This window comes from Pseudomonas migulae (genome assembly GCF_043225285.1).
In the GTDB taxonomy this organism is placed as follows: Bacteria; Pseudomonadota; Gammaproteobacteria; order Pseudomonadales; family Pseudomonadaceae; genus Aquipseudomonas; species Aquipseudomonas migulae_C.
In genome coordinates this window covers 424534-438135 of sequence record NZ_CP171224.1, presented here as the reverse complement: position 1 = coordinate 438135, position 13602 = coordinate 424534, and the positions used below count along the sequence as shown (strand labels likewise).

General features: G+C 61.0%; 11 protein-coding genes. 3 read left to right on the top strand and 8 right to left on the bottom strand.

Going from position 1 to position 13602, the window contains the following annotated elements; genetic code table 11:
• The first annotated feature begins 7 nt into the window (after positions 1–7).
• Genes ACF6ZU_RS02115 through ACF6ZU_RS02105 form a run of 3 tightly spaced genes read left to right on the top strand, consistent with a single transcriptional unit; the run spans position 8 to position 2881 of the window.
• A complete protein-coding gene (locus tag ACF6ZU_RS02115) occupies positions 8–808 on the top strand; it encodes a carbohydrate ABC transporter permease (RefSeq protein WP_017339615.1) in 801 nt (266 codons plus the stop codon).
• Positions 809–818: 10 nt separating this feature from the next.
• Positions 819–1091: a DUF2160 domain-containing protein gene (locus ACF6ZU_RS02110; RefSeq protein WP_392890280.1), complete on the top strand. Its 273-nt coding sequence runs from the start codon at positions 819–821 to the stop codon at positions 1089–1091.
• Between the two features lie 47 nt (positions 1092–1138).
• Entirely contained in the window at positions 1139–2881 is a 1743-nt protein-coding gene (locus tag ACF6ZU_RS02105; RefSeq protein WP_392890279.1) for a carbohydrate ABC transporter substrate-binding protein, read from the top strand.
• 680 nt (positions 2882–3561) lie between these two features.
• Here the strand turns inward: ACF6ZU_RS02105 and nuoN are convergent.
• From nuoN to nuoG, 8 genes are read right to left on the bottom strand one after another with little or no spacing between them, the layout of a single operon-like run.
• Positions 3562–5025 (bottom strand): NADH-quinone oxidoreductase subunit NuoN, encoded by a 1464-nt coding sequence (gene nuoN / locus ACF6ZU_RS02100; RefSeq protein ID WP_392890277.1) that lies wholly within the window; start codon positions 5023–5025, stop codon positions 3562–3564.
• Positions 5026–5032: 7 nt separating this feature from the next.
• Positions 5033–6565, bottom strand: coding sequence for an NADH-quinone oxidoreductase subunit M (gene nuoM / locus ACF6ZU_RS02095; RefSeq protein WP_392890276.1), 1533 nt, complete (start codon positions 6563–6565; stop codon positions 5033–5035).
• Positions 6566–6605: 40 nt separating this feature from the next.
• On the bottom strand, positions 6606–8459 hold the full coding sequence (nuoL, locus tag ACF6ZU_RS02090; protein ID WP_392890275.1) for an NADH-quinone oxidoreductase subunit L: 1854 nt from the start codon (positions 8457–8459) through the stop codon (positions 6606–6608).
• A complete protein-coding gene (nuoK, locus tag ACF6ZU_RS02085) occupies positions 8456–8764 on the bottom strand; it encodes an NADH-quinone oxidoreductase subunit NuoK (protein ID WP_007940879.1) in 309 nt (102 codons plus the stop codon). Before nuoK ends, nuoL begins: the two co-directional genes overlap by 4 nt.
• A gap of 2 nt (positions 8765–8766) precedes the next feature.
• Positions 8767–9270 carry an NADH-quinone oxidoreductase subunit J gene (gene nuoJ, locus ACF6ZU_RS02080; RefSeq protein ID WP_262172360.1) on the bottom strand — a complete coding sequence of 168 codons (504 nt, stop codon included), beginning with the start codon at positions 9268–9270 and terminating at the stop codon, positions 8767–8769.
• A gap of 9 nt (positions 9271–9279) precedes the next feature.
• Complete coding sequence (gene nuoI, locus ACF6ZU_RS02075; protein ID WP_008032736.1) at positions 9280–9825, bottom strand: NADH-quinone oxidoreductase subunit NuoI; 546 nt, start codon at positions 9823–9825, stop codon at positions 9280–9282.
• Between the two features lie 12 nt (positions 9826–9837).
• Positions 9838–10845, bottom strand: a complete 1008-nt coding sequence (gene nuoH / locus ACF6ZU_RS02070) for an NADH-quinone oxidoreductase subunit NuoH (protein WP_008032732.1) — start codon at positions 10843–10845, stop codon at positions 9838–9840.
• On the bottom strand, positions 10842–13556 hold the full coding sequence (gene nuoG / locus ACF6ZU_RS02065; protein WP_392890272.1) for an NADH-quinone oxidoreductase subunit NuoG: 2715 nt from the start codon (positions 13554–13556) through the stop codon (positions 10842–10844). The genes nuoH and nuoG overlap by 4 nt, the downstream gene beginning before the upstream one ends.
• Between the last annotated feature and the right edge of the window lie 46 nt (positions 13557–13602).

The window sequence follows — 13602 nt, the reverse complement described above, 5'->3', positions numbered from 1 at the left end:
GCCCATCATGAGCAAGAGAAAGCTGATCCCACTGCTGATCTACATCCTGTTCCTGCTGGTGCCGATCTACTGGCTGCTGAACATGTCCTTCAAGAGCAACACCGAAATCCTCAGCGGCCTGACGTTGTTTCCGCAGGATTTCACCTTCGCCAACTACAAGGTGATCTTCACTGATCCGGCCTGGTACACCGGTTACCTCAACTCGCTGTATTACGTGAGCCTGAACACGGTGATCTCCCTGAGCGTAGCGTTGCCGGCGGCGTATGCGTTCTCGCGTTATCGCTTCCTCGGCGACAAGCACCTGTTCTTCTGGCTGCTGACCAACCGCATGGCGCCACCGGCAGTGTTTTTGCTGCCGTTCTTCCAGCTGTATTCCTCGATCGGTCTGTTCGACACCCACATCGCCGTGGCGTTGGCCCATTGCCTGTTCAACGTGCCGCTGGCGGTGTGGATCCTGGAAGGCTTCATGTCCGGTGTTCCGAAGGAAATCGACGAAACCGCCTACATTGATGGCTACAGTTTTCCCAAGTTCTTCGTGAAGATTTTCGTACCGCTGATTGGCTCGGGGATCGGTGTGACGGCGTTCTTCTGCTTCATGTTTTCCTGGGTCGAGTTGTTGCTGGCGCGGACGCTGACGTCGGTCAACGCCAAGCCGATCGCGGCGGTGATGACCCGCACGGTCTCGGCGTCAGGCATCGATTGGGGTGTGCTGGCAGCGGCGGGGGTGTTGACCATCCTGCCGGGCATGCTGGTGATCTGGTTTGTTCGCAACCACGTGGCCAAGGGCTTTGCCCTGGGCCGGGTATGAGGAACTGATGATGGAATGGATGAGCTGGACGGTCCCCACTGCGGCGTTCTTCATCGTCATTGGCCTGATTCTTGTGGGCATGACGACCTGGGAACTGCGTTCGCCGAGCGTTCTTCGGCGTGGTTTGTTGCCGATTGCCACCACCCGTGGCGATCGGCTGTTTATCGGTCTTCTCGGCAGCGCCTACCTGCATTTGCTGGTAATCGGCGTCACCGACTGGAGCATCTGGGTAGCGTCCGCGTTGTCCCTGGTGTGGCTGTTGGCTGTGATGCGTTGGGGCTAGTCGAATCGCTCGGCAATGTTGCTCCGAAACTCAATAAGGAGGTCTCTATGTTCGACAAAAACAATAAGCTGCGACATAGCATTTCATTGGCAGCCATGCTGGCACTCAGCGGTTTGAGCGCTTCGGCCTGGGCCGATGCCTATGAAGAAGCCGCAAAAAAATGGATCGGCAGTGAGTTCAAGCCGTCCACCCTGACGGCCGAACAACAACTGGCGGAACTGAAGTGGTTCATCAAGGCCGCGGAGCCGTTTCGCGGGATGGACATCAAGGTTGTCTCGGAAACCCTGACCACCCACGAGTATGAGTCCAAGGTGCTGGCCAAGGCCTTCACCGAGATCACCGGGATCAAGCTGACCCACGACCTGCTGCAAGAGGGCGATGTGGTTGAAAAACTGCAGACCGTGATGCAGTCGGACAAGAGCATCTATGACGGCTGGGTCAACGACTCCGACCTGATCGGTACGCACTTCCGCTACGGCAAGACCGAAGCGATCACCGACCTGATGGCCAATGAAGGTAAAAACTTCACTTCGCCGACCCTGGACCTCAAGGACTTCATCGGCCTTTCCTTCACCACCGCTCCCGACGGCAAGCTGTATCAATTGCCCGACCAGCAATTCGCCAACCTGTACTGGTTCCGTGCCGACTGGTTCGAGCGTCCGGAGCTGAAAGCCAAGTTCAAGGAAAAGTACGGCTACGAGTTGGGCGTTCCGGTGAACTGGTCGGCCTATGAAGACATTGCCAAATTCTTCAGCGAAGACGTCAAGGAAATCGACGGCAAGCGGGTTTACGGGCACATGGACTACGGCAAGAAAGACCCGTCCCTGGGCTGGCGCTTCACCGATGCCTGGTTCTCCATGGCCGGTGGCGGCGACAAGGGCTTGCCTAACGGCTTGCCGGTGGACGAGTGGGGTATCCGTGTTGAGGATTGCCACCCGGTCGGTTCCAGCGTGACTCGCGGTGGCGACACCAACGGCCCGGCGGCGGTGTTCGCCACCACCAAATACGTCGACTGGCTCAAGGCCTACGCACCACCGGAAGCTGCGGGCATGACCTTCTCCGAATCCGGTCCGGTGCCGTCCCAGGGCAACATCGCCCAGCAGATCTTCTGGTACACCGCCTTCACCGCCGACATGACCAAACCGGGACTGCCAGTGGTCAACGCCGATGGCACGCCGAAATGGCGCATGGCGCCTTCGCCACGCGGTCCGTATTGGGAAGAGGGCATGAAGCTGGGTTATCAGGACGTGGGTTCGTGGACGTTCATGAAGTCCACGCCTGAGAAGCAAAAACTCGCCGCGTGGCTCTATGCGCAGTTCGTGACCTCGAAAACCGTGTCCCTGAAGAAAACCATCGTCGGCCTGACACCGATCCGCGAATCGGACATCAACTCTCAAGCGATGACCGACCTCGCACCGAAACTCGGTGGCCTGGTGGAGTTCTACCGCAGCCCGGCCCGCGTGCAATGGACCCCGACCGGGACCAACGTGCCGGACTATCCACGTCTGGCGCAACTGTGGTGGAGCCACATCGCCGAAGCCGCCAGCGGCGACAAAACCCCGCAACAGGCACTGGACGGGCTGGCCAAGGACCAGGACGCAATCATGTCCCGCCTGGAACGCTCGAAAGCACAAGCCACCTGCGCCCCGAAAATGAACCCAGAGCGCGACGCGCAATACTGGTTCGACCAACCGGGCGCACCAAAACCGAAACTGGCCAACGAAAAGCCGAAAGGCGAAACCGTGAGCTACAACGAACTGCTGAAGTCGTGGGCAGACGCGCGTAAGTGATGGTTGGGTTGTGACAGAAGAACGGCACCGGAAGGTGCCGTTTTTTTTCGTGCCTGTTCCAGTGTCAGCCGACGCGATTACCCAGTTGAAAACGTTCCCCTGTAGGAGCCGGCTTGCTGCGGGCGGCGTTCCGACGATGGCGTCCTTTCAGGCAATAAATGCGTCGACTGACACACTGCTATCGTCGGAACGCCGCCCGCAGCAAGCCGGCTCCTACAAGGATTGGATTCACACGTTCAAAACTGTAGGAGCCAGCTTGCTGGCGATGGACGTCAACGATGACGCGGGCTGCCTGAATCAACGCGGTGTCTGGGCGTTTTTCGCCAGCAAGCTGGCTCCTACAGGGAATCGCGTACGCTTTTGATCTCCACCACTCATCAGGCCGAGCGTTAGCTCGCCTTCAGCTTTTGATCTTGCGGTGCACGCCCCCTCGAGAGGCCCACGGAGCAGGACCGGAGCGAGGGCATGGCGAGCCTAAGCGAGCCACCGAACGAAAGGGGCAAAAGCCCTTGGTTACTTGGGGCCTGGCGGCGTTCCGTGCTTCCAAGTGACTCGCCGTAAGGGCGAAACCAATAGCCGCCATAACCGCAGAAATGGATATGCCCCCCATCCAAAACCCCAAACGCAAAAACGGCACCCGAAGGTGCCGTTTCTGTTTTCTACCAAATACCGCTAAACGATCAACCCGCCAACCCGGCTTGTTGCACCAGAACCAGCAACGGCTGCGGATACAGCCCGAGGAAGAACGCCAGAGCAGCGATGGCCAGCAGCATCACACCGCCCGCACGCTGTTCCCAATGCAGTTGCGCATCGTGGCGACGCAGGTTCGGTTCGATCAGGTACAAAGTGACCATCACACGCAGGTAGTAGAACACGCCGATGGCGCTGCCCAGTACCAGGGAACCGACCAGCCACCATTGGTGCGACTCGACACCGGTAGCAATGATGTAGAACTTGCCGATGAAGCCCGCGGTCAGCGGGATACCGGCCAGGGACAGCATCATCACGGTCAGGACGGCGGTCAGGTACGGACGGCGCCAGAACAGGCCGCGGTATTCGTACAGGGCATCCGCGTCACGGCCGTTGTACGGCGAGGACATCAGGGTAATCACGCCGAAGGCGCCGAGGCTGGTGATCACGTAGGTGACCAGGTACACGCCGATGGCTTCCACGGCCAGACCCTTGCTCGCCACCAGAGCGATCAGCAGGTAGCCGAAGTGCGCGATGGACGAGTAACCCAGCAGACGCTTGAGGTTGCTCTGGGTCAGGGCCAGCAGGTTACCGAACAGGATCGAGGCGATGGCGATGATGGTCAGCACGTCGCTGAGCACACCGCTGCTCGCCGCTGGCGAGATCTGGAACAGACGCACCATCACCGCGAACACGGCGACTTTCGAAGCGGTCGCCAGGAACGCGGCCACTGGTGCCGGCGCACCTTCGTAAACGTCCGGGGTCCAGAGGTGGAACGGTACCAGCGACAGTTTGAACGCCAGGCCGATCAGCATCATGCCCAGGCCCATCTGTGCCAGCGAGCTCGGCAGACCGGTGGCCGCGAGGGCCTGGCCGATACCGACGAAGCTCAGGCTGCCGGAATCGGCGTAGAGCAGGGCCATACCGAACAACAGGAACGCCGAACCGGCGGCCGACAGCACCATGTACTTGATACCGGCTTCAAGCGAACGCTTGTTGAAGAAGGCGTACGCCACCAGACCGTAGACCGGCACCGACAGCAGTTCCAGACCGATGAACAACCCGGCCAGGTGCTGCGCGCTGACCAGAACCAGGCCACCGGCGGCGGCCATCAGGATCAGCAGGTACAGTTCTTCGCGGTTGCCTGGGTAACCCGAACCGCCATCGCCGAGGTAGGCGTGGGCGAGGGTCACACAGGCGAGGGTGGCGACCAGGATCAGCGCCATGTACAAGCAGGCAAAGCTATCGATCTGCAGCAACGGGGTCACGGCCAATGGCGCGACTTTCAGGGCTGGCAGGATCGACAGCAACGCCAGGTTCAAACCCGCCACGGATATCAGGAAGGTCTGCGAGTGGTTGCGGCGCCAGGCAATCGCCAGCATCACCACGATGATCGTGGCGCTGGTGATCAACAACGGCGCTAGCGCGATAAAGTGTTGAGTCGTGAATTCCATAGCGCTCTTACCGGGCCGAAGCGAGTTGAGTGAAGGCGGTGCCGAGCCATTGCTGCACGCCATGCATCGTCGCAGCAGAGGTATCGAGGAACGGTTGCGGGTACACGCCGATGTAGATCAGCAGTGCCGCAAGCCCGACCACCATGATCAGTTCGCGAGCATCCATGCCATGCAGCACCGCGTCCGATTTGGACGGGCCGAAGTAGGCACGGTGGATCATGATCAGCGAGTAGACCGAACCGAACACCAGGCCCGACGTGGCGATCACGGTGATCCATGGGGCCGCGGCGAAGGTGCCGATCAGGATCAGGAACTCGCCGACGAAGTTACCGGTACCCGGCAAGCCCAGCGACGCGGCGGCGAAGAACAGGCTGATGGCCGGCAGGTAAGCGATCTTCGACCACAGGCCACCCATTTCACGCATGTCGCGGGTGTGGGTGCGTTCGTACAGTTGACCACTCAGGATAAACAGTGCGGCTGCCGAAACACCGTGCGCCAGCATCTGCATCACCGCGCCCTGCAGCGCCAGTTGGCTGCCGGAGTAGATGCCGATCAGGACGAAGCCCATGTGGGAAACGGACGAGAAGGCGATCAGACGCTTGATGTCGGTTTGTGCGAAGGCCAGGAAAGCACCGTAGAAAATCCCGATCAGACCGAGGGTCATGGCGATCGGCGCGAACTCGGCCGAGGCATTCGGGAACAGCGGCAGGGCGAAACGCAGCAGACCGTAAGCAGCGGTTTTCAACAAGATACCGGCCAGGTCGACGGAACCTGCGGTCGGTGCCTGGGCGTGAGCGTCAGGCAACCAGGAGTGGAACGGTACGACGGGCAGCTTGACCGCGAAGGCGATGAAGAAGCCGAGCATCAGGATGTACTCGGTGGTCAGCGACATCTTGGTTTTCAACAGATCGGCGTAGTTGAAGGTAATCACGCCGGTGTCGTTGAAGTTGACCAGAACCAGACCGAGGATCGCCACCAGCATGATCAGGCCGGAAGCCTGAGTGAAGATGAAGAACTTGGTCGCCGCGTAGATCCGGGTTTTCTTGCCGTCCGAAGAACTGTGACCCCAGAGCGCGATGAGGAAGTACATCGGCACCAGCATCATTTCCCAGAAGAAGAAGAACATGAACAGGTCGAGGGCGAGGAACACGCCGACGACACCGCCCAGGATCCACATCAGGTTCAGGTGGAAGAAGCCAACGTGACGTTGAATCTCTTTCCACGAGCAGAGGACCGACAGCACACCGAGCAGACCGGTCAGCAGGATCATCAGCAGCGACAGGCCGTCGAGGGCCAGGTGCACGCTGATGCCAAAGCGCTGGATCCAGATGTGCTTGAACTCAAGCACCCAGGTCGGATCGGCGCCAGGCGCCGGTGCAAACGAATAATTCCCGTGGGCCCACAGCCAGAGGCCGAGCGCGAGTTCCAGGGACATGGTCAACAGCGCAATCCAGCGGGGGAGGGTGGCGCCGAAGCGCTCACCCATCCAGCACAGCAGGCCGCCGATGAAGGGGATCAGGATTAGCCAAGGCAGAATCATGACGGGCTCAATTCCTTTCGCAAGTTCGCAAGGTTCATATTCACACCGCTACCAGCACGATGGCGCCGATGACCAGCACGGAGCCGGCTGCCATCGAGGCCGCGTACCAACGCAGTTGACCGGTTTCGGTACGGCTCAGGGCGGTGTGACCGCCTTTGGCCATACGCGGGATCAGGCCGATGGTCTGGTCCAATGGGTCTTTGCGCAGTACGTGGCTGATCGCCAGGTATGGCTTGACGAACAGTTTGTCGTAGATCCAGTCGAAGCCCCAGGCAGCGAACCACCAGGCCGAAAGGAAGCGGCCGATGCCGCTGTTGGCGATTGCCGTGACGAAACGGCGCTTGCCGAGGAACAGCATCGCGGCCAGCAGGATACCGGCCAGGGCGATGGCGCCCGAGGCGATTTCCAGGCTGTGCTTGGCTTCGCCGCCGGCATGACCGACGCTTTCCGGCAGCACGCCGTGCAGTGGCGGAACGATCATCGCGCCGATGGCGGTGGACAATACGATCAGCACCGACAGTGGCAGCCAGTGAGCGATGCCGTGACCGGCGTGCGCTTCGGTCTTCGCTTCACCGTGGAACGTGATGAAGATCAGGCGGAAGGTGTACAGCGAAGTCATGAACGCGCCGACCAGACCTGCGTAAAGCAGACCGTGGTTGCCGCTGGCAAACGCTTCCCAGAGGATTTCGTCCTTGGAGTAGAAGCCTGCGGTCACCAGAGGCAGGGCCGCCAGGGCCGCGCCGCCGACGATGAAGCTGGCGTAGGCCAGTGGCAGTTTCTTCCACAGGCCGCCCATCTTGAAGATGTTCTGCTCGTGGTGGCAGGCAACGATCACCGCACCGGAGGCAAGGAACAGCAGCGCCTTGAAGAAGGCGTGGGTCATCAGGTGGAAAATCGCGCCATCCCAGGCACCAACGCCCAGTGCCAGGAACATGTAGCCGATCTGGCTCATGGTCGAGTAGGCGAGGATACGTTTGATATCGGTCTGTACCAGGGCGGCAAAACCGGCGAGTACCAGGGTCACGCCGCCAACGACGCCGACCAGGTGCAGGATGTCCGGCGCCAGGGTGAACAGGCCGTGGGTACGGGCGATCAGGTAGACGCCTGCAGTCACCATGGTTGCGGCGTGGATCAGTGCCGAAACCGGGGTAGGACCGGCCATCGCATCCGCCAGCCAGGTTTGCAGCGGCAGTTGCGCGGATTTACCGACAGCGCCGCCCAGCAGCATCAGGGTGGCCAGGACCATCCAGATGTTGCCCGCCTGGAATTTCTGCGGTGCCAGCACCAGCAGCTCCTGGACGTTCAGTGTGCCCAGCTGGGCGAACAGGATGAACAGGCCGATGGCCATGAACACGTCGCCGATGCGGGTCACGATGAAGGCCTTGAGTGCGGCGTTACCGTTGTTGCGGTTGCTGTAGTAGAAACCGATCAACAGGTACGAGCACAGGCCCACGCCTTCCCAGCCGAAGTACAGGAACAACAGGTTATCGCCCAGGACCAGGAACAGCATGCTGGCGATAAACAGGTTGGTGTAGGCGAAGAAGCGCGAGTAACCGGCTTCACCGCGCATGTACCAGGACGCGAACAGGTGGATCAGGAAGCCGACGCCGACGACCACGCCGAGCATGGTCACGGACAGGCCATCCAGGTACAGCGCGAAGTTCGGCGTGAAGCCTTCCACCGCCATCCATTGCCACAACACCTGGGTGTAGTGACCGCCTTGCGGCGGGGCAACGTTGAACTGCCAGATCACGTAAGCGGTGACGATGGCAGACAGGCCGATGGAGCCGACGCCGATCAGCGCCGAGAGGTTTTCCGAGAAGCGTCCACGGGAGAACGACAGCAGCAGGAAACCTATGAGAGGGAATACGAAAGTCAGAAAGAGTAGGTTCATCCGCGCATCTCACTGGCAGCGTCGATATCGAGCGTGTGGAAGCGGCGATACAGTTGCAGCAGGATCGCCAGGCCAATACTGGCCTCGGCGGCGGCCAGGCTGATCACCAGAATGAACATGATCTGTCCATCCGGCTGCGCCCAGCGGCTGCCGGCAACGATGAACGCCAGTGCGGAGGCATTCATCATGACCTCCAGGCTCATCAGCACGAAGAGGATGTTGCGGCGGACCATCAGGCCGACCAGACCGAGGCAGAACAGGATGCCGGCGACCGCCAGACCATGCTCCAAAGGGATAGCAGGCATCGTCATTGCTCCTTGGCTTCGTTACGGCCCAAGTGGAACGCCGTCACGGCTGCGGCGAGCAGCAGCATCGAGGCGAGTTCGACCACCAGCAGGTACGGACCGAACAGGCTGATGCCCACGGCCTTGGCGTCTACGGTGGTATGGCCGATGGCCTGGCCGCTCTGATGGCTGAACAGCACGTACAGCAGTTCAGCCAGCAGCAGGGCGCCGAGAATGACCGGGCCGAGCCAGATGCCGGGCTTGAGCCAGACGCGCTCTTGCTGAACCGAGGCCGGGCCCAGGTTCAGCATCATCACCACGAACACGAACAGCACCATGATGGCGCCAGCGTAGGCGATCACTTCCAGGACACCGGCAAACGGTGCGCCGAGGGCGAAGAACGTCATGGCCACGGCGATCAGCGAAATGATCAGGTAGAGCAGGGCGTGCACAGGGTTGGTGTGGGTGATCACGCGAAGCGTGGACACCACAGCGATACCCGATGCGAAATAGAAAGCGAATTCCATCTTTCTTCCTTAAGGCAGCAAGCTCTTCACGTTGATCGGTTCGGCTTCATTCTGCGCGGAGCCTTTCGGCTTCCCGGCAATCGCCATACCTGCAACACGATAGAAGTTGTAATCAGGGTTTTTGCCGGGGCCGGAGATCAGCAGATCTTCTTTCTCGTAAACCAGGTCCTGACGTTTGAACTCGGCCATCTCGAAATCCGGTGTCAGCTGGATCGCGGTGGTCGGGCAGGCTTCCTCGCAGAGGCCGCAGAAAATGCAGCGCGAGAAGTTGATGCGGAAGAAGTCCGGGTACCAGCGACCGTCTTCGGTTTCAGCTTTCTGCAGCGAGATGCAGCCGACCGGGCACGCCACGGCGCACAGGTTGCAGGCTACGCAACGCTCTTCGCCATCGGGGTCACGGGTCAGGACGATACGGCCACGGTAGCGCGGCGGCAGGTAGACCGGTTCTTCCGGGTACTGCAGCGTGTCGCGCTTGCGGAAGGCATGGCCGAAGATCATCACCAGGCTGCGAAGCTGGGTGAAGAAGCCATGCACGATGTCAAAAATGTACTTCATGATTCTCTATCCTCACTGAGCCGCGACGGCGGGCGTGTTGAGCAACACGATCGCAGCGGTCACCAGCATGTTGACGAGGGTCAGCGGCAGGCAGAACTTCCAGCTGAAATCCATCACTTGGTCATACCGTGGGCGCGGAATCGAGGCGCGCAGCAGGATGAAGATCATGATGAAGAACGCGGTTTTCAGCGCGAACCAGATGAACGGGATCTGCGGCAGAATATTGAACGGACCGTGCCAGCCACCGAAGAACAAGGTCACCAGCAGCGCCGAAATCAACACGATGCCGATGTACTCGCCGACGAAGAACATGCCCCATTTCATGCCGGCGTATTCAATGTGGTAACCGTCGGCCAGTTCCTGCTCCGCTTCCGGCTGGTCGAACGGGTGACGGTGAGTCACGGCGACGCCAGCGATGAAGAACGTCAGGAAACCGAAGATCTGCGGAATGATGAACCACAGGTTCTGCGCCTGGTATTCAACGATGTCGCGCATGTTGAACGAGCCGACCTGGATCACGATGCCCATCAGCGACAGGCCCATGAACACTTCGTACGACACGGTCTGCGCCGAGGCCCGCAAGCTGCCCAGCAGGGCGAACTTGTTGTTGCTCGACCAACCGGCGAACAGCACCGCGTAGACCGACAGACCGGCCATGGCGAAGAAGAACAGGATGCCGATGTTGATGTCCGCCACGCCCCAGGTCGGGGTGATCGGGATGATCGCGAAGGCAATCAGCAGGGCGCTCATGGCGACTACCGGTGCCAGGGTGAAGATCATCTTGTCGGCGAACGGCGGGGTCCAGTCTTCCTTGAAGAACATCTTGATCATGTCGGCCGCGATCTGGAACGCGCCGAACGGGCCGACGCGGTTCGGACCGTAACGGTCCTGCCAGAGGGCGAGCAGACGACGCTCGACCCAGCTCAGCAGCGCGCCGCACACCACGACGGCGAGCAGGATCACGATGGCCTTGAGGACCGCGATGATCACGTCAATCACTTCAGGCGTGAACCAGGTCATTGAGCTGCCTCCTGCAGACCGTCAACGGATTTGCCAAAGATCGCTGGCGGAATGCCCGCGATACCGGCCGGCAAGGCGACCAGGCCAGCACCCAGCTCTTCGTTGATACGCAGCGGCAGACGCAGGGTCTGGCCGGCCACGTTCAAGCTGAGCAGGGCACCGTCATTGACACCCAGGCGGTCCGCTTCGGACTTGGCCAAAGCGACGTAGGCGGCCGGAATGCGTTCCTGAACCGGCGCGGCTTTCGAAGAGTTCTCTTCGCTGCCCAGCAGGTGGAAGAACGGCACGACCTGCCAGGTGCCCGGCGCCGGGTTGAACGCACGCGGTACAGCCGCGAACCAGTTCAGCGAATCACCGGTGCTTTCGATCAGGCGGGTGCCCGGGTCGCCAGCACGGATGTGACCACCGACTTCGTCCTGGAACTTGTTCCAGGCTTGCGGCGAGTTCCAGCCCGGAGACCAGGCGAATGGCACTTGCTGACGCGGTTCGGCCGAGCCCGAGTAACCTTCCATCGAGAACGCGAACGCGGTGTCCTTGTCCTGCGGGGTACGCGGTTCGTGCACGCTGATGTCGGCGCGCATGGCGGTACGACCGGAATAACGCAGCGGTTCGCGGGCCAGTTTCATGCCCTTGATGCGGAACGCGGCGGACGGTGCGGCATCGACGATGCGGTTCAGTTGCGGAGTGCTCGCAGCCACGGCGGCAGTGACGTGGTCCAGTTGGGTCCAGTCGATCGGCTGGTTCAGCAGGGTCGCGCGCAGGGCATGCAGCCAGCGCCAGCCTTCGTGAACCAGGATGCTCGCATCCATGTACTTCGGATCGAACACCTGGAAGAAGCGCTGGGCGCGGCCTTCCTGGCTGACCAGAGTACCGTCGCCTTCGGCGAAGCTGGCGGCTGGCAGAACCAGGTGCGCGCGATCGCTTGTGGCGGTCTTCTGGTGGTCAGCCACGATCACCACTTTCGCGGCGGTCAGGGCGGCATCGACCTTGGCTTTGTCGGTACGGGTGTACAGATCGTTTTCCAGCACGACGATGGCGTCGGCCTTGCCGTCGATGACAGCTTGCAGCGCGGCGTCGACCGATTCGCCGCCGAGCATGGCCAGGCCGAGGCTGTTGGCCTCTGGCACGATCAGGCTGAGGGAACCGTTCTTCTCGCGCAGCTTCAAGGCTTTGGCGATGTTCGCAGCGGCTTCGATCAGCGCCTTGGAACCCAGCGAGGTACCGGCAATGATCAGTGGGCGCTTGGCGGCGAGCAGGGCGTCGGCGATGCGCTTGGCCAGTTCGAGGGCTTCGGCGTCGAGGCCTTCTACCGCTGGAGCGCTGGCGTCGAGGGCGTGAGCCACGGCGAAACCGATGCGCGCCAGGTCGTCTGGTGCCGCGTGAACGCATTCTTCGGCGATGTCGTCGAGCTTGGTTTCAGCCAGGCTGGCGATGAACAGCGGGTTCAGCTCGTGCTGGCCGATGTTCTTCACCGCGGCGTCGAGCCAAGGCTGGACGCGCATGGCGTCGGCCATGTCTTCGGCCTTGCCCTTGACCGATTGACGCAGGGACAGCGCCATACGGGCGGCGGTCTGGGTCAGGTCTTCACCGAGGACGAACACGGCGTCGTGGTCTTCGATGTCGCGCATGTTCGGGATCGGCAGCGGGCTGTCTTTCAGCACCTGCATCACCAGGCGAATGCGTTCCAGCTCGGCGGCTTCGATACCGGAGTAGAAGTGCTCGGCACCAACCAGTTCGCGCAACGCGTAGTTGCTTTCGAGGCTGGCGCGGGGCGAACCGATGCCGACGATGTTGCGACCGCGCAGCAGGTCAGCTGCTTTGTCCAGCGCTTCGTCGAGGCTCAGCTTGGTGCCGTTGGCCAGCAGTGGCTGACGCGGACGGTCTTCGCGGTTGACGTAGCCGTAGCCGAAACGGCCACGGTCGCACAGGAAGTACTGGTTGACCGAACCGTTGAAGCGGTTTTCGATCCGACGCAGTTCGCCGTAACGCTCGCCCGGGGAGATGTTGCAACCGCTGGAGCAGCCATGGCAGATGCTCGGCGAGAACTGCATGTCCCATTTGCGGTTGTAGCGTTCGGAGTGAGTCTTGTCGGTGAACACACCGGTCGGGCAGACCTCGGTGAGGTTGCCGGAGAACTCGCTTTCCAGGGTGCCGTCTTCAACGCGACCGAAGTACACGTTGTCGTGGGCGCCGAACACACCGAGGTCGGTGCCGCCGGCGTAGTCCTTATAGAAGCGTACGCAGCGGTAGCAAGCGATGCAGCGGTTCATTTCGTGGGAAATGAACGGGCCCAGTTGCTGGTTCTGGTGGGTACGCTTGGTGAAGCGATAACGGCGCTCGTTGTGGCCGGTCATCACGGTCATGTCTTGCAGGTGGCAGTGACCGCCTTCCTCACAGACCGGGCAGTCGTGGGGGTGGTTGGTCATCAGCCATTCAACGACGCTGGCGCGGAATACTTTCGCTTCTTCGTCGTCGATGGAGATCCAGCTGCCGTCGGTGGCGGGGGTCATGCAGGACATGACGATCCGACCACGCTTGTCGTTCTCGTCGGTGTACTGCTTGACCGCGCACTGGCGGCAAGCGCCAACGCTGCCAAGGGCGGGGTGCCAGCAGAAATAAGGGATATCGAGGCCTAGCGACAGACATGCCTGTAACAGGTTGTCTGCCCCATCGACTTCGAGCTCTTTGCCGTCTACGTGGATAGTGGCCATGGTTCAAAGTTCTTCGTTGGCCCGGTGTCAGCGGGCGTGGCTAATG

Coding starts and splice junctions, on each gene's coding strand:
- ACF6ZU_RS02115 (WP_017339615.1), top strand. CDS start 8: ATGAGCAAGAGAAAGCTGATCCCACTGCTGATCTACATCCTGTTCCTG.
- ACF6ZU_RS02110 (WP_392890280.1), top strand. CDS start 819: ATGGAATGGATGAGCTGGACGGTCCCCACTGCGGCGTTCTTCATCGTC.
- ACF6ZU_RS02105 (WP_392890279.1), top strand. CDS start 1,139: ATGTTCGACAAAAACAATAAGCTGCGACATAGCATTTCATTGGCAGCC.
- nuoN (WP_392890277.1), bottom strand. CDS start 5,025: ATGGAATTCACGACTCAACACTTTATCGCGCTAGCGCCGTTGTTGATC.
- nuoM (WP_392890276.1), bottom strand. CDS start 6,565: ATGATTCTGCCTTGGCTAATCCTGATCCCCTTCATCGGCGGCCTGCTG.
- nuoL (WP_392890275.1), bottom strand. CDS start 8,459: ATGAACCTACTCTTTCTGACTTTCGTATTCCCTCTCATAGGTTTCCTG.
- nuoK (WP_007940879.1), bottom strand. CDS start 8,764: ATGCCTGCTATCCCTTTGGAGCATGGTCTGGCGGTCGCCGGCATCCTG.
- nuoJ (WP_262172360.1), bottom strand. CDS start 9,270: ATGGAATTCGCTTTCTATTTCGCATCGGGTATCGCTGTGGTGTCCACG.
- nuoI (WP_008032736.1), bottom strand. CDS start 9,825: ATGAAGTACATTTTTGACATCGTGCATGGCTTCTTCACCCAGCTTCGC.
- nuoH (WP_008032732.1), bottom strand. CDS start 10,845: ATGACCTGGTTCACGCCTGAAGTGATTGACGTGATCATCGCGGTCCTC.
- nuoG (WP_392890272.1), bottom strand. CDS start 13,556: ATGGCCACTATCCACGTAGACGGCAAAGAGCTCGAAGTCGATGGGGCA.